The organism is Pseudomonadota bacterium (assembly GCA_041395565.1).
In the GTDB taxonomy this organism is placed as follows: domain Bacteria; phylum Pseudomonadota; class Gammaproteobacteria; order UBA9214; family UBA9214; genus UBA9214.
The window spans coordinates 492,570-516,048 of the sequence record JAWLAI010000002.1; the positions used below are offsets into that span (position 1 = coordinate 492,570).

Below are 23,479 nucleotides of genomic sequence, written 5' to 3' on the forward strand. Positions count from 1 at the left end.
ACCGGCAGGACTGTCAGCATACCCGCACGGCATCCCCCCGCACATCGGCAGCACTGACGGCCCGAGCGTGAACTGCGTCACAGTTTGCGTTCAAGCCCGTTTTTAGCCCAGACGATACAAACAGTCATGAAACCAACGCGCCTGACACTGACCGTCACGATGATCCTGCTGCTGGTCGGCTGTGCCACCGCGCAGCACGATTCCGCTGCGTACCGGGAGCCACCACCTCGAGCTGCGGAGCGCATCCCGACCCTGCAGCAAGCGGACCAGGGACCGGCTGCCGGCAATGCCATCGCACAGGCGCGCTATACCGACGACGACTTCTGGGAGCAGATGCGCAGCGGTTTCGATCTCCCCGGCGCACAGCAGCAGGCCGTGCAGCGCCAGATCGGCACCTACAGCAGGAACCCGCGCCAGGTGGAAAAGATCTTCGAACGCGGCACGCCGTACATGGCCTATATCCTGCGCGAGGTCGAAAAGCGCGGCCATCCGCACGAGATCGCACTGCTGCCATTCGTGGAGAGCGCGTACGACCCCTTTGCCTATTCGCACGGACGCGCCGCCGGTCTCTGGCAGTTCATCCCCGGCACCGCCAAGCTCTACGGCCTGGAACAGGACTGGTGGTATGACGGTCGCCGCGACGTGATCGCCTCCACGGATGCCGCGCTGGATTACCTGGACCAGTTGCATGCGGAATTCGAAGGCGACTGGCTACTGGCGCTGGCGGCCTACAATTCCGGCAGCGGCACCGTTCGTGCCGCCATCCGCCGCAATGAAAGGGCCGGCAAGCCCACCGATTTCTGGCACCTGAAGCTGCCCAGCGAAACTGCGAGTTACGTCCCGCGCCTGCTGGCGATCAGCGCCATTGTCGGTCACCCCGAACGTTATGCCGTCGCACTGGCGCCGGTCGATCCGGAACCTGCCTTCGAGGTGGTCGACACGCGCGGCCAGTTGGATATCGGCATCGCCGCCGAACTGGCCGGCATCGACACCGAGGAACTCTATCAGTTCAACCCCGGCTTCAACCGCTGGGCTACGCATCCCGACGGACCGCACCGCCTGGCGATCCCCAGCGAGAAGACCGAAGCCTTCCTGCAGGGCCTGCAGGAACTGCCCGCAGAGCAGCGCCTGAAGTGGGTGCGGCACGACGTCAAGCGCGGCGACACGTTGTCACAGATCGCGCAGCGCTATGACACCACGATCGCGGTGCTGCGCACCACCAACCGGCTGCAAGGCAGCAACATCAGGATCGGGCAGCATCTGCTGGTTCCGGTGGCGGCGCACGATCCCGAGGACTACCGCGCCTCCCTGGCTGCCAGGCAGGTACGGGCGCAGCGCAGCAGCGGCGCGGTCAATCACGTCGTCAGCACCGGTGAGAGTCTGTGGTCGATCGCGCGGCGTCACGGCGTGCAGGTAAACCAGATCATCCGCTGGAACCGGCTCGACAGCGGCGGCGCCATCAGACCGGGGCAGCAGCTGGTTCTATACGGCGGCGCCGCCGCCGTGCCCTCCGGCAAGCAGATCCGCACCATCCGCTACACCGTGCGCAACGGCGACTCGCTGTACGGCATCTCCAGAAAGTACAACGTGGCCGTCAGCGACCTGCGCCGCTGGAATGACCTGCCCGAGGGCAAGTACCTGCAGCCAGGTCAGCGCCTCAAGCTCTATATCGACATCACCGACGTCGCGCAGAACAGCTGAACGCGCGCCAAGCCTGCGCCACCGGCATTAACTTTCCGCAGTGCCTGAGGCGCCCTATTCCGGCCGCATGTGCGGAAACAGCAGCACATCCCGGATCGATGGTGAATCGGTGAACAGCATGACCAGGCGGTCGATACCGATCCCCTCGCCCGCCGTCGGCGGCATGCCGTGTTCCAGCGCACGGATGTAATCCGCGTCGAAGTGCATGGCCTCGAGGTCCCCGGCATCCTTCTCCGCCACCTGCCGGCGAAAACGTTCCGCCTGATCCTCCGCATCGTTCAGCTCCGAGAAACCGTTGGCAAGCTCGCGCCCGCCGACAAAGAACTCGAAGCGATCGGTCACGAACGGATCATGGTCGTTGCGCCGCGCCAGCGGCGAAACCTCGGTGGGATAGGCGGTGATGAAGGTCGGGTCGTCGAGCTTACCCTCCACGGTCTTCTCGAAGATCTCGATCTGGATCTTGCCCAGCCCGTAGCTGTCCTTGAGCGGTATCTCGAGCGCAGTCGCCGCGGCCCGCGCCCGCGCCAGCTCATCGATATCCGCCGCGGTGAGCTGCGGGTTGAAATGCAGGATGGAATCGCGCACCGTCATGCGCCGGAACGGTTTGCCGAAATCGTAGCGGACACCCTGGTATTCGAGTGACGTGCTGCCAAGCAATTGCTGCGCCATCCCGCGCAACAGTGTTTCGGTCAGGTCCATGAGGTCGTGGTAGTCCGCATAGGCCTGGTAGAACTCGAGCATGGTGAATTCGGGATTGTGGCGCGTTGACAGCCCCTCGTTGCGGAAATTGCGGTTGATCTCGTACACCTTCTCGTAACCGCCCACCACCAGGCGTTTCAGGTACAGCTCCGGGGCAATGCGCAGGAACAGATCCATGTCCAGGGCGTTGTGAAAGGTCGTGAACGGCCGTGCCGTGGCGCCGCCCGGTATCACCTGCATCATCGGCGTCTCGACCTCCAGGTATCCCTGTCGGTTCAGGTAGTCGCGGATGTACTGGATAATGCGGCTGCGCATGCGGAAGGTTTCACGCGAGGCCTCGTTCATGATCAGGTCGAGATAACGCTGCCGGTAGCGCGTCTCCTGGTCGGCCAGCCCGTGGAATTTTTCCGGCAGCGGTCGCAGCGACTTGGTCAGCAGGCGCAGTACCTCCACCCGTACCGACAGCTCACCCGTCTTGGTCCTGAACATCACGCCCTCGGCCGCGAGGATGTCACCGATATCCCAGCCCTTGAAGGCCTGGTATACGCCGTCTGGCAACTCGTCGCGCTGCAGGAACAGCTGGATGCGCCCGGTCATGTCCTGCAGCTGGGCGAACGCGGCCTTGCCCATGACACGCTTGGCCATGAGCCGGCCCGCCACCTTGACGCGCACCGGGCTGGCCTCGAGCGCCGCGTCGTCCTTGCTGCCGTATTCCGCGTGCAGCTCTCCGGCCATGGCATTGCGGCGGAAATCGTTCGGAAAGGCGGCCCCTTCCTCGCGCAACGCCTGCAGCTTGGCGCGCCGCTGCGCGATGAGCTTGTTCTCGTCCTGATCGGTCATGGTCGCATACCACCTATAAACCGCTTTTCAGGCTGGCTTCGATAAAAGGGTCGAGATCGCCGTCCAGCACTGCCTGGGTATTGCCCACTTCCACGCCGGTGCGCAGGTCCTTGATGCGCGACTGGTCCAGGACATAGGAGCGGATCTGGCTGCCCCAGCCGATATCGGACTTGCTGTCCTCCAGGGTCTGCTGGTCGGCGGTGCGTTTCTGAATCTCCATTTCGTAGAGCTTGGACTTGAGCTGCTTCATCGCCGTGGCCTTGTTCTTGTGCTGCGAGCGGTCGCTCTGGCACTGCACCACGATGCCGCTGGGTGCATGCGTGATACGCACCGCCGACTCCGTACGGTTGACGTGCTGGCCGCCGGCGCCGCTGGCGCGGTAGACATCGATGCGCAGGTCGGCCGGATTGATGTCGATCTCGATGTCGTCGTCGATCTCGGGCGCAACGAACACCGCGGCGAACGAGGTGTGGCGGCGGTTGCCGGAATCGAACGGTGACTTGCGCACCAGCCGGTGCACGCCGATCTCGGTTCGCAGCCAGCCGAAGGCGTAGGGGCCGTCGAATTTCACGGTCGCGCTCTTGATGCCGGCGACCTCGCCGGGAGACACCTCGATCAGCTCGGCGTCGAAGCCGTGCCGCTCGCCCCAGCGCAGGTACATCCGCAGCAGCATCTCGGCCCAGTCCTGGGCCTCGGTACCGCCGGAACCGGCCTGGATGTCAAGGAAGGCGCTGGCCTCGTCCATCTCGCCCGAGAACATGCGGCGGAACTCCAGGTCGCCGATCTCCGTCTCCAGGGCATCCAGGTCCTGCTCGATGATATCGAGCGTCTCCTGGTCGTTCTCCTCCGCCGCCACCTCCAGCAGCTCACGCGCATCGCTCACGCCCTGGCTGAGCCGGTTGAGCGTCAGCACCACCTCCTCGAGCCGCGCGCGCTCGCGCCCCAGTTCCTGCGCGCGCTCCGGCTTGTTCCAGACATCGGGGACCTCGAGTTCGCGGACGACCTCGGTCAGCCGCTCCGACTTGGCATCGAGGTCAAAGATACCCCCTAAGGCTGGCCGTACGCCCGTCAAGGTCCTTGATGTGATTGCGGATGGTGGTCAGATCAGCCATGGTGCGACACTAAATGAGCGTGAAAATCAGGCGCGTGATGATACACCGGATAACACCTCGCGGCCACCGCCGGGCAGCGGCTCCAGGTATTCGACACGCAGTTGCGGACCGAGTCGGCCACGGAATTCATTGACATCCAGCCGGTAGGCCAGCCGCGCCTGCCGGCAGCTCGCGGGCACCGGGTCGGTATTGAACGCGATCGCCTCGAGGCGACCGGCACCGGCGCGCAGCACCAGTTTCAGGTGCCGCTCACCGACCACGCGCTGCTCGAGAATCGTGAATTCGCCGTCGAACAGCGGCTCCGGAAACCCCTGCCCCCAGGGACCGGCATCGCGCAGGGTCTGCGCCGTGGTCAGCGAGAACTCCTCCTCCGTGAGCGTCCCGTCCGAATAGAGCACGCAATCCAGATCATCCGCGCCGAGATGGCGCGAGACCTCGGCATCGAAGGCCGCGGCGAACGCCGTGAAGTCCCGCTCCGCCAGCGTCAGCCCGGCCGCCATCGCATGACCGCCGAAACGCCGGATCAGCGCCGGGTGGCGCGCCGCCACGGCATCGAGCGCATCGCGGATGTGCAGGCCGGGGATCGAGCGTGCCGACCCCTTGATCTCGCCTGCCGCACTGCGCGCGAAGGCGATCACCGGCCGGTGCACTCGCTCCTTGATACGCGCGGCGAGGATGCCGATCACGCCCTGGTGCCAGTCCGGGTCGAACAGGCACAACCCGGTCGGCAGCTGCCTGTCCCGCAATTCGAGATCCGCAAGCGCAGCCAGTGCCTGTGCCTGCATGTCCGACTCGATTTCCTTGCGGTCGCAGTTAAGGGCGTCAAGCCGGGCGGCCATTTCGCGCGCACGCGGCATGTCATCGGCCAGCAGGCACTCGATCCCCAGCGACATGTCGTCCAGGCGCCCGGCCGCATTCAGCCGCGGTCCCACCGCAAAACCGAGATCGGCCGCCACCGCACGGGCGGAATTGCGGCCACCCGCCTCCAGCAGGGCGCGCATACCCGGCACGCAGAGGCCGGCGCGGATCCGCGCCAGGCCCTGCTGCACCAGGACGCGGTTGTTGCGGTCCAGCGGCACCACGTCGGCCACCGTGCCGAGCGCGACCAGGTCCAGCCATTGCGCCAGGTTGGGCTGCGGCCGCTGCGGCGTGAACCAGCCACGCTCGCGCAGGTGGGCGCGTAATGCGAGCATGACATAGAACGCCACACCGACACCGGCCAGCGCCTTGCTCGGAAACGCCTCGCCCGGCTGGTTCGGATTGACGATGACATCGGCTGCAGGCAAGTCGGCGCCGGGCAGGTGATGATCGGTGATAAGTACGCGGATGCCGGCCTGCCGCGCCGCCGCCACCCCGGCCACGCTGGAGATGCCGTTGTCCACGGTCATGATCAGCGCCGGCTGCAGGCGGCACGCGTCCGCGACGATCTCCGGCGTCAGCCCGTAGCCGTACTCGAACCGGTTCGGCACCAGATAGCGCACGTCAGCGGCGCCCATGGCCCGCAGCGCACGCAGGACCAGCGCACAGCTGGTGGCGCCGTCGGCATCGAAATCGCCGACGACCAGGATGCGCTGCCGGGCCGCCATGACCTGTGCGAGCAGCGCCGCGGCGGCCCCTGCACCGCCGAGGCGCTGCGGCGGGATCAGCCGTTCCAGGCTGTAATCGAGTTCGGCGCCCGAGGCGACGGCGCGCGCGCTGTAGACCCGCCGCAGGATCGCGGGCAGGTCGTCCGGCAAACCGTCCGGCAGCGCCGCGATATTCCTCCGGATGATGCGCCGGCTCATGCCTTCAGTCTCTCCTCGAACGGGCGCGTCCGTCGCCAGAAACCGCGCAGGCGTGCCCGGGTGGCCTGGATGCGTACGCCGTTACACGGCTCGATCACCAGCGTGCCGATGCGGCCTGCGCCCAGCGCCGCCAGCAGTGGTGCGAACCAGCATGTCTCCAGCTGGTCGAGCTGGGTCAGCCAGCCCTCGATATCGTTGTAGTGTGCAGGCCATGCCAGCGAATCCAGCACCAGGAGCGCGCGCTGGCCGGCCGGCGCAACCGGCAGCAGCGTCTCCACCGCGGACGGCACGCGGCCACGGGGAATACCGGCATGGCGCGCCAGCCCCAAGGCCAGTGCATCGTCCGCGTATACCGCATCCACTTGTGCCGCGAGCGTGAGCGGCAGCACGCCGCCACCCCACAACCACAGGCTGTTGATGACGGGTTCGCCACGCAGCTCGCGCGCGCGGTTGACCGGGTGATCGTGCAACAGCATCTGCAATTCAGTGAGTACGGCCTGCCAGCGCGCCGCATCCTCGCCGCGCGGGAGGAAATCGTCTATGTTGCGCCCGGCGGCCTGTGCCGGGGCAGTGGTATGCATGCGCGGCGCCGTCGCGAGCTCCAGATACCAGCGCTGCGGATGCGGCGCGCGCAGACTCCAGTCCTGCCCGGTCTGCAGTGCGTTGATGCCGGCCACCAGCGCGTCCGCCTCGTCCTGCGTGATGAAGAAACTGTGCCCTTCGAACAGGTGCAGCCGGCTCTGGTCTGCGCGCAGGTGCACGGGGTCGGCCCGCAGCACGTAGCGCGCCGGCGGCCGGCCGCTGTCGGCCAGGTAGCTCAGCGCCGCGGCCGGCAAGGTCGCAGTGGCGGGCACGCCGAACTGGTGTCCCAGCGCCGCGTCCCATCCGCGGTAGGTGACGGCGCCGGGCTCGCCCCGCGTCAGCAGGCGATCCAGCGCGGCCGGCCGTTGCCTGATGTGGCCAGTGATGCGCCGGTCGCAGTCCGGACCGGCCAGGCCCGGCAACAGCACGACGAGCTGGTCGAGCGCGGCAGCCAAAACCGGATCAGGCCATGTTGTTCATGATCGCGGCCTTGACTGCACCGAGTTCGGCGTCCACGGTCAGCATGCCACCCTGGCACTGTTTGATGGCGGTATCCGGATCCTTGAGGCCATGGCCGGTCAGGGTGCACACCACGCTACTGCCTGCGGGAATGCGGCCGCTGCGGATATCGCGCAGGGCGCCGGCCACGGAAGCGGCGGAAGCCGGTTCACAGAAAATGCCCTCGCTCTCGGTAAGCAGCTTCTGTGTCTCGAGGATCAGTTCGTCGGTGCACTCGTCGAACCAGCCGCCGGATTCGCGTTGCGTCGTCCAGGCACGATCCCAGGACTGCGGGTGACCGATGCGGATGGCGGTGGCCACGGTTTCGGGATTGTCGACCATGTGCCCGCGCAGGAACGGTGCGGCGCCGGCGGCCTGGTAGCCGACCATGACCGGACGCTTGGCGGTCATTGCCGGCCGCGTGAATCTGCAGCTGCCGTCGCAGAAGGCACAGGCCCGGGTCTCAATGCCGGCATACTCGCTGTAGCCGATCCAGTGCGCGGTGATATTGCCGGCGTTGCCGACCGGCAGACAGTGGTAATCCGGTGCCCGGCCGAGCGCATCCACGATCTCGAATGCAGCGGTCTTCTGCCCCTGCAGGCGGTAGGGATTGATGGAATTCACGATCGTCACCGGCGCCTCCTCGGCAACCTGTTTGACCAGCGCCATCCCGGCATCGAAGTTGCCGCGGATCTGGATCACCACTGCACCATGAATCATGGCCTGGGCCAGCTTGCCGAGCGCGATCTTGCCCTCGGGGATGAGGACGAATGCAGTGATGCCGGCGCGTGCCGCGTAGGCCGCAGCCGCCGCGGAGGTATTGCCGGTCGACGCGCAGATGATGGCGCGGCTGCCCTCCGCCACCGCCTGCGTCACGGCCATGGTCATGCCGCGGTCCTTGAACGAGCCGGTGGGATTGAGCCCTTCGTATTTCACGTAGATCTCGACATCGCGGCCCAACGTGGCGGGGATGTTTTCCAGCCGTATCAGCGGCGTGTTGCCCTCGCCGAGGCTGATGACGCGCGTGTCGGCGGTGACCGGCAGCCGGTCGCGGTAGCGTTCGATCAGCCCGGTGTAGCGTTTCGATTCTGGCATGTTGTTTACCTTTCAGAAATATCGCGCGCAAAGACGCCATGATGCGAAGAAAATATTCATTGCCACAGGGGGCACAGAGCGCACAGAGAAAATTTGCTTCTGGTGTGGCGGAATCTGAAAGTCAGATACGGACACTACCGGTAGTGCCGGATTCACAGCAGTGACAGCAATGCTGTCCGGCCTGTTTTCCGCTGCGATCTCTGTGCCCTCTGTGGCTGGTTTTTAATACCTTTGCGCCTTGGCGTCTTTGCGCGAGGTGGTTCTCAGCTTGCTAATTCTTCACGCTCAAATGCTCAAGGCGGATGCGCGTGACGCTGCCGTGGATGCTGTCCAGCGCCTCGATCCTGGTGATCGCCGCGTTCATCTGGCGTTCCTGCACGACGTGCGTAAGCAGGATGATCGAGGCTCTGTCCGCTTCCGGGGCCGGCTCCTTTTGCAGGATCGCCTCGATGCTGATGCCGGCATCCCCGAGGATGCGCGCGACATCGGCCATGACGCCCGGCTTGTCGGTCACCTGCATGCGCAGGTAATAGGCCGTCTCCACGTCCTCCATGGCCAGCACCGGCATGTCCGCGATCGCACCCGGCTGGAAGGCCAGGTGCGGCACGCGGTTCTTCGAATCCACCGTGAGGGTGCGGGTGACGTCGATGATATCCGCGACCACCGCGGATGCGGTCGGCTCGGATCCGGCGCCCGCCCCGTAATACAGGGTCGGACCGACGGCGTCGGCATTGACCAGCACCGCGTTCATCACACCGTCCACGTTGGCGATCAGGCGCCGTTCCGGGATGAGCGTCGGATGCACGCGCATCTCGATGCCGCGCCCGGTACGGCGCGTGAAGCCGAGATGCTTGATGCGGTAGCCGAATTCCTCGGCATAGCCGACGTCCTCGCGCGTGATGCGGCTGATGCCCTCGGTATAGACCTTCTCGAACTGCAACGGGATGCCGAACGCGATCGAAGCCAGAATGGTGAGCTTGTGCGCGGCATCGATACCTTCGACGTCAAAAGTGGGATCGGCCTCGGCGTAACCGAGTGCCTGCGCCTCCTTCAGCACATCGCCGAAATCGCGGCCCTTGTCGCGCATCTCGGTCAAGATGAAGTTGCCGGTGCCGTTGATGATGCCGGCCAGCCAGTTGATCTGGTTCGCCGCCAGGCCCTCGCGGATCGCCTTGATGATCGGGATGCCGCCGGCTACCGCCGCCTCGAAGGCCACCATCACGCCCCGGTCCTGCGCGGCGCTGAAGATCTCGTTGCCGTGTTTGGCGATCAGCGCCTTGTTGGCGGTGACCACGTGCTTGCCGTTGGCAATGGCCTTGAGCACCAGCTCCCGCGCCGGCTCGTAACCGCCGATCAATTCCACCACGATCTGGATTTCGGGATTGTCCACCACGGCGAAGGCGTCGCCGGTCACCTGGATGCCGTCGATTCCCGGCAGTCGGGCCGGATCGTATTCGCGTGCGGCCGCGTGCGTGATGCGGATGCCGCGACCGGCACGCCGGGTGATTTCCGCAGCATTGCGATTGAGCACATTGAACGTGCCCCCGCCCACTGTGCCCAGACCCAGCAGGCCGACATTCACCGGTTTCACAGATTATCCTCCAGAGGCTTGCGCGGCCTGTCCCTGGTCGCGGCGGAACATGTCCTTGATGCAACGTATCGCCTGGCGTGTACGGTGCAGATTCTCGATCAGACCGAAGCGCACGAACTCGTCGCCGTATTCACCGAAGCCGATGCCGGGCGAGACCGCCACCTTGGCCTCGCTCAGGAGTTTCTTGGAAAACTCCAGCGAGCCCAGCGCGCGGTACTGTTCGGGAATGCGTGCCCACACGAACATGGTCGCCATCGGTTTCTCCACTGCCCAGCCGGCGGCATTGAGGCCGTCACAGAGCACGTCACGCCGCTCCTGATACATCTCGCAGATCTCGCGCACACAGTCCTGCGGACCTTCCAGTGCGGCGATGGCTGCAACCTGGATGGGCGTGAACATACCGTAGTCAAGGTAGGACTTGATGCGCGCCAGCGCGGCAACCAGCGTTTCGTTGCCGCACATGAAACCGACGCGCCAGCCCGGCATGTTGTAGCTCTTGGACAGCGAGAAGAATTCCACCGCGATATCCTTGGCACCCGGCACCTGCAGGATGGATGGCGCCTTGTAACCGTCGAACACCAGGTCGGCATAGGCCAGGTCCTGGATCACCCAGATCTCGTGCTCGCGCGCGATCGCGACCACCTTCTCGTAGAAGTCGAGTTCGACGCACTGCGCGGTCGGGTTGCCGGGAAAATTCAGCACCAGCATCTTCGGTTTGGGCCACGAGTCCTTGATGGCCTTCTCCAGCTCCTCGAAGAAATGGTCCAGATGCGGCCCGAGCGGTACGTGGCGGATATCCGCCCCGGCGATGGCGAAGCCGTAGGGGTGAATGGGATAGGCCGGATTCGGCACCAGCACGGCATCGCCCGGCCCCACCACGGCCAGCGCCAGATGCGCCAGACCCTCCTTGGAACCGATGGTGACGATGGCGTTGCGTTCCGGATCGAGCACGACGTCGTAGCGCCGCCGGTACCAGTCGCAGATCGCCTTGCGCAGGCGCGGTATCCCGCGCGAGAGCGAATAGCGATGCGTATCGCCGCGCTGCGCGGTCTCGATCAGCTTGTCGACGATATGCTGCGGCGTGGGCTGATCCGGATTGCCCATGCCGAAGTCGATGATATCCTCGCCGCGCGCCCGTGCCTGCGCCTTCAACTCATTGACTATATTGAAAACGTACGGGGGCAGCCGCTTGATGCGGGCAAAATCCTCAATCACGCTGGTAACCGGTTATTTCCTTGTTTATGAAGTAATTACTGCGCTCTCTTTGAGAGTGCCTACGGTACTCAAAAGCGCGGGGGGAAACAAGGGGATGTACAGGGGCAGCGCAGGATTTCGGCGCCGCCGCGCCCGGCGCGGCGCTGTGCTATGGTTGGCCCATGCGCTTCTCCCTGGACACCGGCGGCGGCAACAGCATCCAGTCCTACAGCGATCAGGGGGTCGTCATCAGCGACCGGGTGTACGCCAGCAGCGTGCTGGTCACCGCACTGCAGGTCGAGACCTGGACCCCGGGCACGATCGCCGATCTGGACGAGTCCCACCTCGCACCGCTGCTCGCACACCAGCCCGGTATCGTCATCCTGGGCACCGGCGCACGCCTCGTCTTCCCCGCCCCGCGGCTGCTGGCCGGCATCCAGCAGCACGGGATCGGCGTCGAGGTGATGGCGAACGCCGCTGCCGTACGCACCTTCAATGTGCTGCTCTCGGAAGACCGCCCGGTGCTGCTGGCGTTGCTGCAGGGTTAATGCCAGCGACAGCAAGCCAGGCCGGGATCCGGATCGACTGATCTGCCCGTGCGGGATGGAAAGTCACAAGCGGCGGACATCCAGCGGCCCCGGCCCGCACAGCAGCACCGATTCGTCTACAATAGCGCCCTTTGCCTGCCAGCGGATGATCGACTATGGAACACACCTTCGAACGCCTCATGTATGCCAGCCGCTGGATACTCGCGCCGATCTACCTGGGACTGAGCATCGCCCTCCTGCTGGTGGGCATCAAATTCTTCCAGGAGGCGGTGCATACCCTGCCGCTGGTGCTGGGGCTGAAGGAGGCGGACCTGGTACTGGTCACGCTGTCGCTGGTCGACATGGCACTGGTCGGCGGCTTGCTGGTGATGGTGATGCTGAGCGGGTACGAGAACTTCGTCTCGCGCATCGACGTGGCGGAAAATACCGAAAAACTGTCCTGGCTGGGCAAGCTGGACTCGGGCTCGCTGAAGCAGAAGGTCGCCGCATCGATCGTGGCGATCTCCTCCATCCACCTGCTCAAGGCCTTCATGAATGCGCAGAACATCAGCAATGACAAGCTGATGTGGTTTGTGATCATCCACCTGACCTTCGTGCTCTCGGCGCTGGGTATGGCGCTGGTGGACCGCATGAACCAGCAGGCGCACTGAATCGGACGCGCACTTCTCATCGCGCCCCGGCGGCACTGCAGCCGCGCGCCGGTCGCGGCGGCGCATCATTCCGAACCCGGCATTCAGGTTTGCGCGCCCGGGTACGATAACAAGCTTGTCCCGGCCGACCGAGGCGTCCGGGTCGGAGCGCCATCGGAACAGGTATACTGACCCGATAGCGGCGCCGGATTCGGGGGGAACGACGACCGTATGTCTTGTTGCCTGCCAGCGCCACCTGCAGCGCGTCGTCCGGGATGCGCGCGTGACCGCCCGGCGCGAACGCGGACATGCATCACACCCGCGCACAGGGATTTCTGTTTCACTGGACCCGGAACGCATTGAATTCGGGATGGATACAGACAGCAACAGCCAGAACCGCCTTCCCGTCGCAGCCGCTGCGGCGCAACGACGCCCGGTACCGCCGGCAGCGGCCGTGCTCCGGGCCTGCCTCTGCAGCCTGCTGCTGACCGCCTGCGGCGGCGCCTCCGGGCCGGAGGCAGTCTCGGGCAGCCAGACACTCAACAATGGCAGCGGCTCCGGCACGCCACCCCTGCCGCCAGCCAGTCCGGCGCCATCCAGCAACAGCTACAACCTGGGCAGTACACCCCAAGCCGTCATCGACCAGTGCATGACGGACGCGGACAAGGCGATGCTAACGGTGGTAAACGACACCCGCGCCAGCGCCCGCAGCTGTGGTACGGTGGACTATCCGGCAAGCCCCGCGCTCAGCTGGCACTGCACCCTGGAGGACGTCGCGCTGGCACACAGTCGCGACATGGGCGATGTCAATTTCTTCAGCCATACCGGTTCGGATGGCCTGCTGGCGGCGGACCGGCTCACCAATGCCGGCTACGACTGGTCCGCCGTAGGCGAGAACATCGCCGCCGGCCAGCCGGATCTCGCGGCCGTGATGAGTGCCTGGCTGAACAGCCCCGGTCACTGCGCGAACGTCATGCAGACCGCATTCACCGAGTTCGGCGCGGCGAGCTACACCGTGAGCGGCTCCGATTATCCCATCTACTGGACCCAGGTGTTCGCGACACCACACTAGCACTTCGATGCCGCGCTGCAGTGCATCAGGCTCGCAGCAGGCGCCGCGCAAACGGCCAAAGATACCGCACCCGCTGCTCCGTCCCCGTCAGTCAACATCCCCTACGCCGGCAAGCCTCTCCAGCCGCGCCCTGAGGCTTGCCACTTCCGCGCGCAACTCACCCAGCTGCTGCTCGAGCCGGTCCAGACGGTCTGAGCCGACGCGGCCTGCGCCTGCAGCTGCGTCACTTTCCGATGTTGCCTCGGGAGGCAGTTCCGGAACGTCGCCGAACAGGTGGGCATAGCGGGACTCGCGCCTGCCCGGTTCGCGCGGCAGCTTTGTCACGAACGGCCCGTCATCCCGCAGCATGAGCTGCTCGAGCACCGCCTCGACCGCATTGATGTCCTGAAACCTGCACAGGCGTTCGGTGCGGGTGCGCAGTTCGCCCGGTGTCTGCGGGCCGCGCAGCAGCAATACGCAGACGATCCCGACCTCCTGGTCCGAGAACCGCAGCGTGCCGAATTCGGTGTTGCAGAGGCGGTGCTGGTACTTCGTCACACGGCTGCCGAAGCCGCTCTTCTCACTCACCAGGTGTCGTTTCATCAGCGCATCCACCGTGTCCTGCACGCTGGCCTCGTCGAGATCCAGCACGGGATCGCGATTGCTTTTCTGGTTACAGGCACTGGTCAGCGCGTTGAGGGAGAGCGGGTACTGTTCAGGGGTGGTGCGTTGCTTCTCGAGCAGGCAGCCGATGACGCGTGCTTCATTGGGGGTCAGGTGTATGTCCACCGGCGGTCTCCGGGTGCGCGGGCGCCGCCACTATACCACCCTCACGGCGGGAGCGCGCACGGGTGCTAGCGGCCGGCCCAGAAATACACGACAGCGGTCACGCACGCCACCAGCAGCGCGACTGCGGCGAGTATCCGGGCCTGCTGCAGCCGTCCGGTCTGCTCGCGCTGCTGCCCGAGCATCCGCTCGATCACCGCCTGCTGCTGCCCGCGCTGGACCTCGAGTTTTTCCTCCAGCGCCCGGACCAGGCTCCCGGTCGCTTCGAGTTCGGCACTGGCGGCACTGCGATAGGCCTCGTGCTGTTGCGCCTGTTCCGCCTGCAGCGCCCGCAGCTGCGCCAGCGCACGCTGCGTCTCGTCGAGCCGGGCGGTCGTGCCGGCCAGCGCTGTCTCGAGCGACGCGACCCGCGCTTGCGCCGTATCCTGCAACTGGCGGATCTCGTCATCGCGCGTCTCCAGCCGGCTGACGGCCGCAGCCAGCGCGGTACGCAGTGCCTGTAACTGCTCGCGTGCGGAATCCTGCAGGAACTTGAGCTGGTTGCCCCGGGCCTCGAGCCGTTGCGTCGACTCGGCCAGTTCGGCCTCGAGCGCGGCGATCTGTGCCTGCTCCGCCGTGCGACCTTCCATGCTGGCCGTGAGTTGCCGTTCCAGCGTTTCCAGCCGCGCCACCCCGGCCATCCGGGCGGTCTCGACCTGCCGGCCAGCCTGCGCCAGCGTCTCGAGCTCGCTCGCCAGCTCCGCCAGATGCCGGTCGAAACCGGCCTGCATGACCTCGATCCGGCGCGCCAGGGCCTGGTTCTCCGAGGTAAGGACCAGAATCTCCTCGTCGAGCGCGTCCCGCTGTTGCCGCTCGGCAGCCCGCCCGCCGCGCGGCTCGCCGAGCCGCGCCTTGAGCATACGCCAGATTTGCATGAGACTCATTACGAGGTTTTCCGCTTATTATTATGTTTTATATTGTAAATCTGGAATAATTTCGAGGGCGTCATTCATTTGGCAGTATAAAGACACGGCATTGAATATGCCAGCGCCGGCTGCCGTAACACTGGCCACGAAGATGTAATAGACTTGTGCTTGAGGTGGACACGGATACTGCTGCAAAATGATCCGGTTATCTGCCGTAACCCTCGAGCCAACGGTTTCCGCGCCGTGCCCCGACGCCAGCCATTCAGAACTATGAGTCGTCATTCGGAGATCAAACAGGCGGTATTGCGCAGCGTCTACGAGGACAATGCCGGCATACCCCGCTCCAGCCATGGCAAGGGTCGCGCCCGCATGACGGCGCAGCCGGCGGCAGACGGCAGGACCAGTTACCGCACCCGGGCGCTGGTGGCCCTGCTCATCGGTGCGATCGCCCTGTTCGGCATCAATTTCCGGCTGGTCACGGTCGATGGCAGCGGACCGGTGGCCATGCAGGTCATGGAGCCCGATCCCCGCACCCTGCCGCTGGCACTCCTGGCCGGTACCGCGGATGCCAGCCTGGCCGACGACGGCCAGGCGACGACACCGGAACCGCTGCAGGTGGTTCAGGACGCCGTGGCCACCAGCGGCCGTTACGACAGCATGCTGGCCCGGCTCGGCATGCCCATGGCCGACCTGTTCAATCTCAGCATCCAGACCATCGTCATCGATCCGGGTCACGGCGGTATCGATCCGGGCGCCACCGGCCCGCGCGGCCTGAAGGAAAAAGACGTGGTGCTGGACATCGCCCAGCGACTGCGGGACAAGCTCGCCCGTTCCGGCAAGTACCGCGTCCTGCTCACGCGCGAGGACGACCACAAGGTCTTCCTGAAGGAGCGGGTGGCCTTTGCCAGCGAACAGCGGGCAGACCTGTTCATATCGATCCACATCAATTCCCTGCCCGCCGGCGCCGAACACCTCAACTATGTCGAGACCTACTATTTTGGAGCGCACACCGACCAGCAATCGCTGCTACTGGCAGAGAAGGAAAACCGGGATTCCGATTATCTCATGGGCGACTTCCGCAAGGTCATCGCCAGGATCGGCGACACCTTCAAGACCGAGGAATCGAAATGGCTGGCCGGCGCGATACACACGCACCTGTTCAACAATCTCAAACGCCAGAACCCGGACCTGCTCAACGCCAGGGCCAAGACCGGGCCGTTTATGGTACTGTTGGGTGTTGACGTGCCGAGCGTACTCGTGGAGGTCTCCTGCCTCAGCAACCGGGCGGAAGAAAACCGCCTGAGCAGGCCGGAATACCGCGACGACGTCGCGAGCTACCTGGAGAAGGGAATCGATGAATACCTCGAGCAGCGAGCAAACCGAAGAACGATTGACAGAGGAAGAACGCAACATGTCGCCAAGCAAGAAAGATAACATGCTGTACGTCGGTATCGATCTGGGCACCTCCAGGTCCGTGGTCTCGGCCAGCAACGGCAACCGCAAATGGGTGGAAAGCTATGTCGGCTGGCCGAAGGATTTCGTCGCCAAGAAGATGCTCGGCAAGCGCGTGCTGTTTGGCAGCGAGGCCCTGGAACACCGGCTCGCGCTCAACCTCACCCGGCCGCTGCGCAATGGCATCATCACCGAGGGCACCGAGCGCGACGAAGCCGCCGTGCACGAATTGATCGATCACCTGATCGAACTGGCCGGTGCCGGCCCGGACGACGAACTGTGCGTCGCCGTCGGCGTGCCGGCCGAGGCGCTCAAGGTCAACAAGAACGCCATCAAGAAAGCCGTCGCCCAGCATGCGAAGAAGCTGATGGTCGTATCCGAACCCTTCTCGGTAGCCTATGGCCTGGGCGCGCTGGACAACACCATGATCATCGACATCGGCGCGGGCACGGTCGATTTCTGCATCATGCACGGTACGGTCCCGACGGAAGAGGACCAGCGCAGCATCCTGATGGCCGGCGATTACGTTGACGAGCAACTGCTCAAGCAGCTCAGCGAAAAACACCCCGAGGCAGACTTCTCCATCAACACCGTGCGCAAGTTCAAGGAAAAGCACGGCTTCGCCGGCGAACCGAAGCGCCGGGTCAAGATCGAGGCCCCGGTCGACGGCAGGTTCACGGAGTTCGATGTCACCAACGAGATGCGCAAGGCCTGCGAGAGCCCGATGCCCGCCATCGTCGAGACCGTCACCGACCTCATCGCCAGCTTCGACCCCGATTTCCAGGAAAGCGTGCGCAACAACATCATCATCGCCGGCGGCAGCCAGTTGGAAGGCATCGACACCTTCCTCACCGAGGCCACCAAGCAGTTCGGCTCGTGCAAATTCACCTGCATCACCGACCCGCTGTATGCCGGTGCGGACGGTGCCCTGCAGCTGGCCATGGACATGCCCGAGGAATTCCTCGAGAAGCTGTAAGCGGCGGATAGCGTGCCATGCCCGGCCGGCATGGCACGCTATCGTCGCATTCAACCATGGCCCCGCTGGCAGCCCTGCGCGCGCACCGTGCCATCAGCGGGACCTGCGGCGCTTGCCTTTCACACCTCCGGCCAGGCTTTCGCCTCAGTCACCGACAATGGCAGCCAGCGGCACCTCGTAGGTTTCGCCGTCGCTCAGCGTCACGGTCCAGGTATCGCCATTCAACTCGGCGCTCACCTCCCGGTTGCTGGCATTCACGTAGTCCTGCATGAAGTTCATCGTGAATTTCTCGCCCCCCGGGCTCAGTACGACTATCGATGCCTGACCGTCCGCCATGCGCAGGACTCCGGCCGGGCAGCTGCCGAAGTCTCCCGCGCCGGCAGCACGGCAACGCAACAGTGTCGTGGCATCGTAATCGGCGGTGGTGAACGGGGCGGTCGGGTTGTCCACAGCGTCCTGCGGGTGCAAGGCTGAGGTATCCCAGTAGACGTAGACGCTTTCCCGCGCAAGACGGAATATCTGCCCCTGGTCGCCGAGTCCGCTTTGCCGGTATGCCGGCTTGCCGTCCTGGTCCCGGTAGTTGCCAGGCTGATCCCCGACCGGCGCAAGTTCGTAGGTCACACCGTCGCTGCGGGCAATGGTGATCGCACCCTGGCGCTGCGAAAACGTGCAGGCCAGCATCGTGCTGAGCCTGTCCGAGCCGCGCGGATAGATGTCGCAGCGCGCCGCGGTCGAGTCAGCCGAAGCGGCCATGGCTGCGAACGCGGCAAACACGCCAGGAAGCATCGTCCATTTGCTCATGATCGGCATTCCTTGGATCGGGAAAAGCATGAGTGCAGGCTAACAAAAGGGCGGGTAGACCGCCCTTTTGCAGCACCGGGATTGCGCCGGCACAGCGCGCCGGTTCAATTCATGACATGGATGCCGTTGATAACCTGCTTGACGTTGCTGGTCTCCTTCGCGAGATCAGCGGCCTTGGCCTTGGTCGCGGCCGAATCGACGAAACCGGTCAGCAGCACGACGCCGTTGTAGGTGTCCACATTGACCTTGTAGCCGGTACCGAGCGCGGCGTTCGCCAGCTTGCCCTTGACCGTGGTCGAAATCACCCGGTCATCGACGATCTGCCCGATGGATGCCTTGCCTTCCTTGACGTGCAGCTGGTTGTCGACGGCGACCACACCCTCGACCGATCGTGCGGTATTCGCTGCCTTGGTCGCGCTCGCGGCGTCATCGACAAAACCGCCCAACTGAACCACGCCCCGGCGAATCTCGATATTGATATTCAGGCCGCCGAAGAAATTTTCATCGACCAGCCTGGCCTTGACCCGCGCCTGGACGGCGGCATCGTCGACGACCTGGCCCGCACTCTTGTCAGCGAGTCCCGGCCCCGCGCACAGAGCCAGACCCAGCAATAGCGCAACCGCACTGGATTTCATGTTTCCTCCTTGAATCAAGATGTTGGTCTTATTCGTGTGTCTGCACATACAGGCAGATACGGGCACAACCCGTTCACTGGTTTTGGCGGCACACCCGTTCGGCGCCCTGCCTGGCAGCAAGCTTAGTCCATGATTGCCGGTTTATCCATGCACGCGGTTAGCCTGACACCGCCACCTGTCTCATGCTTCCACGTCTGCCGCGCCGCTGACTGCAGCCGGGTGCTGCGTGCCGCCCGTTCGGCGCTGCTGCACTGCGTCGCACGCAACTGCTGCGGCAGTCGGCCCGGGTCACAGCTGCTGTTCGAACAGTTCCCCGAACGACTTGCGCAAACGCCGGATGATATCCTCCGGCGCCTCGAATCCGGCCGCCAGTTCCGGTGTCACTTCACGGCTGTACCTCATGTCGTTGTCGAAAAATGCCGTACGCAGCTGCTGTGACAGCAACGGCTCCAGGAATACCATGGCGGTTTCGCTGTTCAGCTTCTCGCTGCGCGGGTCGAGGTTGTAGGAGCCGACCAGGCTGCGCCGGCCGTCGAATACCGCGAACTTGGAATGCATGGTGCCCTGGTTGCGCGTCGTCTCGCCCCCACCCTGCCCGGTCCATTCCCAGATGCGAATGCCGGCATCGCCATTGTGACAGGCATGCACGGCGGCAGTGTCGTTGACCGCCAGCAGCTCCTTGTAATAACCGCGGCCGACCAGGCTGATCTCGGGCAGATCGTTGGTATCCGGACTGTTGGAGATCAGCCGTACCGATACACAGCGCTGCGCCGCCGCCTTGAGCACGCGCGACAGCGTCGGCGTGGGAACGAAATAGGCATTTGCGATCAGTATCTCGTGCCGGGCCTGCTCGATCAGCTTGATATAGGCCTGCTGGATGTAACTTTCCCGCAGGCGCGGCCGGCTTTGCAAGAAGCGGCAGGTGGCCGGTCTGAACACCGCTGCCGGCTGCCGGGCCTCGAGCCGCGCGACGCTGGCCACGATCTCAGGGTCGGTCGTATACGAGATCGGCACCATACCGGTCTTGTCGAGCACGGCGCGGGTGGCATCCCAGTAGCGGTTGGTGTTGAAGATGCCACGGCGCTGCTTCACGCCGATGAAATAGTCGAAATTGCGGTCGAACGCGGCGACCAGGTCATGCACGATGTCGCCGCGCACCACCACGTCCTGGTCGCGCCAGGTGAAATCCGGATCCATGGGATTGGCGCGGAAATATTCGTTTCCGATATTGAGGCCCCCGGTGACAGCGATTCCGTGGCTGGTTTCACCGTCGATGATCCACATCTTCTCGTGGAACCGTTTGTCGAGCTGCTCGGGATCGTAGTGCGGGGTCAGTACCGGGATCGGCACCTCGTTCAGCCACTGCAGGGCCATGGCCTCGTAGCCCTCGACCTCGATACCGTGCTGTTTCAGGTCGAAGTACATCCATTGCGTCTGCAGCCAGGGATTGGAGAATGCGTCGACGATGACGCGCACGTCCAGACCGGCGGCCTTCTTCTGTTTCAGTATCTCGGCGATGCGCAGCCCCGACTCGTCGCCCTTGAACACCAGCGCCTGGATGCGGATGGAGGTTTGCGCGGCCTGCAGGGCCGCCAGGCGCACGGCAAAGGAGTCCTCGCCCCCCGTCAGCACGGCCAGCTTGCAGGCATCCGGCCCGCGCACCGGGAACAGGCCGCTCAGGCCGACGTCCGGATAGGCACTGCCGGCGAACCGGCTGTCTGGACCGAGAACCGAGGTGGTGGCCGTGGCCTCGATAAACGCCGCCGGCTCCTGCGGCGGAGCCGATGGCACGGCGCTGCAACCGGCCAGCACCACCAGGCATGCGGCAGCAAGCATCGCGGGTAGACGTCCCGGACAGCACCGGGACAGGGCCCGGTTCCGGGCAGTGTTAAACGGGTGCCGCATGAATGTTCGACCACGCCGGTTCTGTGGAAAATGGCAGAATAGAGATAAACTCGACATTATGAAAGCTGCCAGCCCCGCCCCGACCCGCGCCTGTACCGGCTTGCCCGGACCAGCCCCGGCCGCTGCCACGGACGGTTTCCGATTGAGGGTACTGCCGTGTCTGGCGGCACTGCTGCTTGCCGCCGTGCTGTTGTCCGGCTGTGCAACAGGCCCTGCCCACGACCCGGCTGCCGACCAGAATCTGCCGATGCAGCTGGGCCGTATTCAGCGCCTCGAGCAGGACGGCGTCACCGTGGAGGTGTCGATCCCGACCGACGACGATGCCTCGCACTTCTTCGGCGTTGCGCTGGCCAGACATGACATCCAGCCGATCTGGCTGCGTATCGACAACGCCACTGACGTGGATTACTGGCTGATGCCCATCGCGGTCGATCCGGATTACTATTCGCCGGATGAGGCCGCACTGGTGACCGGCGCGAAACTGCCCCGCGCCGAGCGCAGCGCAAACCGGCTGCGTTTCCGCAGCAACGCACTGTCGTTCTTCACGCCTGCACACACCACGCACGAGGGTTATATCTATGCCTCCTACAAGCGTGGCGGCCGTTTCATCGACGTGCGCCTGTCAGGTCACCGGCACGCGGTGCGCATGCGCTTCGCCATGCTGCTGCCGACGGAGAGCTTCGACTACGAGAAATCGGCATTGCGCAACCTGTACGAGCAGGTCGACACCCTGCCGGACCTGACCGCGGCGCAGCTGCGGGCGCAGCTGCGGACACTGCCCTGCTGCACCACGACGGCATCCGGTACCGGCGAAGGCGATCCGCTGAACCTCGTCCTGGTCGGCCGCGGCGAGGATGTGGTCGCCGCGCTGACCGCAAGTGGCTGGGATTTCACCGAGGCGATCACCATCGACAGCATCCGCCGCATGATCGGCGCCGCGATCGAGGAAACCGCCTTTCCCACCGCGCCGGTCAGCTCGCTGTATGCCCTGGGACGCAAGCAGGATCTCGCACTCCAGCGTGGCCGCTCGACGATTTCGCAGCGCAATCACATGCGCCTGTGGCTGGCGCCGTTCCGTTGCGAGGGAGAGCCGGTCTGGATCGGACAGGTGAGCCGCGACATCGGCGTCAAAATGACCGCCAAGTCCGCTTCGCTCACCACGCACGTAATCGATCCGGTGGTGGACGAGGCACGCGAATACCTGTTTCACAGCCTCCTGCACCACGATGCGATCAGCCGCTTCGGTTTCGTGCAGGGGGTCGGCGTGGCCACCGAGGCGCAACCCCGTCACAACCTCACCGACGACCCGTATATCACCGATGGCATGCGCATGGTGCTGTGGGTTTCCCGCCAGCCGTTGCCGCCGCACCTGGCCCAGGACCTAGGCTGGAACGAATCGGCCGATCCGATACTTGAAGGCAAGGGCGAGCAGCACATGATCCCGGCACTGCTCGACCAGTAACCCGCCATGCCTGCCATGCACCTGCCCCGGGGCGCCCGCACGATCCACCGCCGTGCGGCTTGCCGCGGCCGAGCCGCGCTGCTGGCAGCGCTGTCGCTGGCGGGATGCGCGGCGCCGCTGCAGCCATGGAACACGGCGACCACGCCGCAGATGCGGGTACCGGCGATCCAGCACCAGGGCCAGGACCGGCGCGCGCGCTTCCGCGAAATCCTCTGCGCCGTACTCGCGGCGGACCGGGACGGCGTACCGGACTACAGGCCCTGCGATGATGCGCTGACGCGGCTCGGTGATGAACCCGCCGCCAGCGGTGCGCCAGTCAGGCTCGGCCCGGCGCGGCGTCCCCTCAAGGCCGTGTTCGTACCGGGCCTGGGATGGGATTGCTTTGCCCAGTGGCTTAACGCCCAGGACAGTATTCCTGCCCACCTGCGCGCTATCGGCTACGACATGCAGACACTGGCCATCGAAGGCCTGGCCGGCAGCGCGCACAACGCCCGCCGCATCCGTGATCTGATAATCGCCATGCCGCATGCCGCTACGACGCCGGACCTGGTGCTGATCGGTTATTCCAAGGGCGCCGTCGATACACTGGAGGCGCTGGCCGAGTATCCCGAGCTGCGTCCGCGCATCGCGGCGGTGGTCAGCGTGGCCGGTGCGGTAGGGGGGTCACCGCTGGCCAATACGATGCGCGAGGCACAGCTCGACCTCATGCGCTACTTTCCCGGCGCCACCTGCCGGAACTACCCGGACGGCGCGCTTGCCGACCTGCGCCCGGACGCGCGCCAGGCGTGGCTGGCCAGCCATGCGCTGGTCCCGGGCGTGCGCTACTACTCGCTCATCACATACCCCGAACCGGCACGCATCTCCGGTCTGTTGCAGGGTAGTTATCGCAAGCTCGCACGCGTCGATGCGCGCAATGACAGCCAGCTGATCTTCTACGACCAGTTCATCCCCGGCAGCGCGCTGATGGCATACCTGAATGCAGATCACTGGGCGGTTGCGCTGCCGATCGCGCGCGGCCACGCACTGGCGGGTGCGACCCTGATTGAGCAGAATGCCTATCCCCGCGAGGCGCTCTACGAATCCGTGCTGCGGCTCATCGAGGAAGATCTGCTGCTCGATACCGAGTAAGCCCCCTGCGCGCGGCAGCGGTTGCATGGCCCGCCGGTTTGCGGCTGGCGGACGGCTGCGGGCTTACCGGGGCGCCGCATGAGCACTGCACGCCATGCCATCAGC

The 23,479-nt window shown here is 65.0% G+C and carries 20 protein-coding genes; 8 read left to right on the forward strand and 12 right to left on the reverse strand.

The genetic code is table 11. The features are described 5' to 3' along the window. The first annotated feature begins 126 nt into the window (after nucleotides 1–126). Complete coding sequence (locus R3F42_02465; GenBank protein MEZ5540886.1) at nucleotides 127–1,701, forward strand: LysM peptidoglycan-binding domain-containing protein; 1,575 nt, start codon at nucleotides 127–129, stop codon at nucleotides 1,699–1,701. Nucleotides 1,702–1,755: 54 nt separating this feature from the next. Here the strand turns inward: R3F42_02465 and lysS are convergent, their stop codons facing one another. The 7 genes from lysS to alaC form a co-directional block, all read right to left on the reverse strand. Further along, nucleotides 1,756–3,240 carry a lysine--tRNA ligase gene (gene lysS / locus R3F42_02470; protein ID MEZ5540887.1) on the reverse strand — a complete coding sequence of 495 codons (1,485 nt, stop codon included), beginning with the start codon at nucleotides 3,238–3,240 and terminating at the stop codon, nucleotides 1,756–1,758. Nucleotides 3,241–3,253: 13 nt separating this feature from the next. After that, nucleotides 3,254–4,352, reverse strand: a protein-coding gene (gene prfB / locus R3F42_02475; protein MEZ5540888.1) for a peptide chain release factor 2 whose coding sequence is annotated in 2 segments (ribosomal slippage) — nucleotides 3,254–4,276 and nucleotides 4,278–4,352 — 1,098 coding nt in all. Because the reading frame shifts where the segments join, the coding sequence is not laid out codon by codon here. Between the two features lie 26 nt (nucleotides 4,353–4,378). After that, nucleotides 4,379–6,136: a single-stranded-DNA-specific exonuclease RecJ gene (gene recJ, locus R3F42_02480; GenBank protein MEZ5540889.1), complete on the reverse strand. Its 1,758-nt coding sequence runs from the start codon at nucleotides 6,134–6,136 to the stop codon at nucleotides 4,379–4,381. Then, entirely contained in the window at nucleotides 6,133–7,173 is a 1,041-nt protein-coding gene (locus R3F42_02485; protein MEZ5540890.1) for a hypothetical protein, read from the reverse strand. The genes recJ and R3F42_02485 overlap by 4 nt, the downstream gene beginning before the upstream one ends. A 7-nt stretch (nucleotides 7,174–7,180) precedes the next feature. Then, nucleotides 7,181–8,311 carry a threonine synthase gene (thrC, locus tag R3F42_02490; protein MEZ5540891.1) on the reverse strand — a complete coding sequence of 377 codons (1,131 nt, stop codon included), beginning with the start codon at nucleotides 8,309–8,311 and terminating at the stop codon, nucleotides 7,181–7,183. Between the two features lie 271 nt (nucleotides 8,312–8,582). Beyond that, entirely contained in the window at nucleotides 8,583–9,902 is a 1,320-nt protein-coding gene (locus tag R3F42_02495) for a homoserine dehydrogenase (protein MEZ5540892.1), read from the reverse strand. A 3-nt stretch (nucleotides 9,903–9,905) separates the two neighbouring features. Next, nucleotides 9,906–11,114 (reverse strand): alanine transaminase, encoded by a 1,209-nt coding sequence (alaC, locus tag R3F42_02500; GenBank protein MEZ5540893.1) that lies wholly within the window; start codon nucleotides 11,112–11,114, stop codon nucleotides 9,906–9,908. A gap of 164 nt (nucleotides 11,115–11,278) precedes the next feature. Here alaC and R3F42_02505 point away from each other — a divergent pair, with 164 nt between their 5' ends. The 3 genes from R3F42_02505 (at nucleotide 11,279) to R3F42_02515 (ending at nucleotide 13,345) form a co-directional block, all read left to right on the forward strand. Next, complete coding sequence (locus R3F42_02505) at nucleotides 11,279–11,644, forward strand: MTH938/NDUFAF3 family protein (protein MEZ5540894.1); 366 nt, start codon at nucleotides 11,279–11,281, stop codon at nucleotides 11,642–11,644. A gap of 155 nt (nucleotides 11,645–11,799) precedes the next feature. Next, complete coding sequence (locus R3F42_02510) at nucleotides 11,800–12,294, forward strand: TIGR00645 family protein (GenBank protein MEZ5540895.1); 495 nt, start codon at nucleotides 11,800–11,802, stop codon at nucleotides 12,292–12,294. Nucleotides 12,295–12,643: 349 nt separating this feature from the next. Continuing rightward, nucleotides 12,644–13,345, forward strand: a complete 702-nt coding sequence (locus R3F42_02515; GenBank protein ID MEZ5540896.1) for a CAP domain-containing protein — start codon at nucleotides 12,644–12,646, stop codon at nucleotides 13,343–13,345. Nucleotides 13,346–13,432: 87 nt separating this feature from the next. On the opposite strand, the gene R3F42_02520 is transcribed toward R3F42_02515, so the two are convergent. Together R3F42_02520 and R3F42_02525 are read right to left on the reverse strand one after the other, a co-directional pair. Continuing rightward, nucleotides 13,433–14,113, reverse strand: a complete 681-nt coding sequence (locus R3F42_02520; protein MEZ5540897.1) for a DUF480 domain-containing protein — start codon at nucleotides 14,111–14,113, stop codon at nucleotides 13,433–13,435. A 65-nt stretch (nucleotides 14,114–14,178) separates the two neighbouring features. Beyond that, a complete protein-coding gene (locus tag R3F42_02525; GenBank protein ID MEZ5540898.1) occupies nucleotides 14,179–15,033 on the reverse strand; it encodes a hypothetical protein in 855 nt (284 codons plus the stop codon). A gap of 252 nt (nucleotides 15,034–15,285) precedes the next feature. Here R3F42_02525 and R3F42_02530 point away from each other — a divergent pair, with 252 nt between their 5' ends. Both R3F42_02530 and mamK read left to right on the forward strand, forming a co-directional pair. Beyond that, complete coding sequence (locus R3F42_02530) at nucleotides 15,286–16,449, forward strand: N-acetylmuramoyl-L-alanine amidase (protein MEZ5540899.1); 1,164 nt, start codon at nucleotides 15,286–15,288, stop codon at nucleotides 16,447–16,449. Continuing rightward, complete coding sequence (mamK, locus tag R3F42_02535) at nucleotides 16,427–17,443, forward strand: MamK family actin-like protein (GenBank protein MEZ5540900.1); 1,017 nt, start codon at nucleotides 16,427–16,429, stop codon at nucleotides 17,441–17,443. Before R3F42_02530 ends, mamK begins: the two co-directional genes overlap by 23 nt. 144 nt (nucleotides 17,444–17,587) lie before the next feature. Here the strand turns inward: mamK and R3F42_02540 are convergent, their stop codons facing one another. The 3 genes from R3F42_02540 to R3F42_02550 form a co-directional block, all read right to left on the reverse strand. Beyond that, nucleotides 17,588–18,244, reverse strand: coding sequence for a hypothetical protein (locus tag R3F42_02540; GenBank protein MEZ5540901.1), 657 nt, complete (start codon nucleotides 18,242–18,244; stop codon nucleotides 17,588–17,590). Between the two features lie 104 nt (nucleotides 18,245–18,348). Then, on the reverse strand, nucleotides 18,349–18,879 hold the full coding sequence (locus R3F42_02545; GenBank protein MEZ5540902.1) for a BON domain-containing protein: 531 nt from the start codon (nucleotides 18,877–18,879) through the stop codon (nucleotides 18,349–18,351). Between the two features lie 288 nt (nucleotides 18,880–19,167). Then, nucleotides 19,168–20,715 carry a phosphatidylserine/phosphatidylglycerophosphate/cardiolipin synthase family protein gene (locus tag R3F42_02550; protein MEZ5540903.1) on the reverse strand — a complete coding sequence of 516 codons (1,548 nt, stop codon included), beginning with the start codon at nucleotides 20,713–20,715 and terminating at the stop codon, nucleotides 19,168–19,170. 211 nt (nucleotides 20,716–20,926) lie between these two features. Here R3F42_02550 and R3F42_02555 point away from each other — a divergent pair, with 211 nt between their 5' ends. Both R3F42_02555 and R3F42_02560 read left to right on the forward strand, forming a co-directional pair. Continuing rightward, nucleotides 20,927–22,246 (forward strand): LssY C-terminal domain-containing protein, encoded by a 1,320-nt coding sequence (locus tag R3F42_02555; protein MEZ5540904.1) that lies wholly within the window; start codon nucleotides 20,927–20,929, stop codon nucleotides 22,244–22,246. Nucleotides 22,247–22,252: 6 nt separating this feature from the next. Next, nucleotides 22,253–23,374: a hypothetical protein gene (locus R3F42_02560; protein MEZ5540905.1), complete on the forward strand. Its 1,122-nt coding sequence runs from the start codon at nucleotides 22,253–22,255 to the stop codon at nucleotides 23,372–23,374. Nucleotides 23,375–23,479: the final 105 nt, after the last annotated feature.

Coding starts and splice junctions, on each gene's coding strand:
- thrC (MEZ5540891.1), bottom strand. CDS start 8,311: ATGCCAGAATCGAAACGCTACACCGGGCTGATCGAACGCTACCGCGAC.
- R3F42_02515 (MEZ5540896.1), top strand. CDS start 12,644: ATGGATACAGACAGCAACAGCCAGAACCGCCTTCCCGTCGCAGCCGCT.
- R3F42_02550 (MEZ5540903.1), bottom strand. CDS start 20,715: ATGCTTGCTGCCGCATGCCTGGTGGTGCTGGCCGGTTGCAGCGCCGTG.
- mamK (MEZ5540900.1), top strand. CDS start 16,427: ATGTCGCCAAGCAAGAAAGATAACATGCTGTACGTCGGTATCGATCTG.
- R3F42_02510 (MEZ5540895.1), top strand. CDS start 11,800: ATGGAACACACCTTCGAACGCCTCATGTATGCCAGCCGCTGGATACTC.
- R3F42_02540 (MEZ5540901.1), bottom strand. CDS start 18,244: ATGAGCAAATGGACGATGCTTCCTGGCGTGTTTGCCGCGTTCGCAGCC.
- recJ (MEZ5540889.1), bottom strand. CDS start 6,136: ATGAGCCGGCGCATCATCCGGAGGAATATCGCGGCGCTGCCGGACGGT.
- R3F42_02530 (MEZ5540899.1), top strand. CDS start 15,286: ATGAGTCGTCATTCGGAGATCAAACAGGCGGTATTGCGCAGCGTCTAC.
- R3F42_02505 (MEZ5540894.1), top strand. CDS start 11,279: ATGCGCTTCTCCCTGGACACCGGCGGCGGCAACAGCATCCAGTCCTAC.
- R3F42_02560 (MEZ5540905.1), top strand. CDS start 22,253: ATGCCTGCCATGCACCTGCCCCGGGGCGCCCGCACGATCCACCGCCGT.
- lysS (MEZ5540887.1), bottom strand. CDS start 3,240: ATGACCGATCAGGACGAGAACAAGCTCATCGCGCAGCGGCGCGCCAAG.
- R3F42_02525 (MEZ5540898.1), bottom strand. CDS start 15,033: ATGAGTCTCATGCAAATCTGGCGTATGCTCAAGGCGCGGCTCGGCGAG.
- R3F42_02545 (MEZ5540902.1), bottom strand. CDS start 18,879: ATGAAATCCAGTGCGGTTGCGCTATTGCTGGGTCTGGCTCTGTGCGCG.
- R3F42_02465 (MEZ5540886.1), top strand. CDS start 127: ATGAAACCAACGCGCCTGACACTGACCGTCACGATGATCCTGCTGCTG.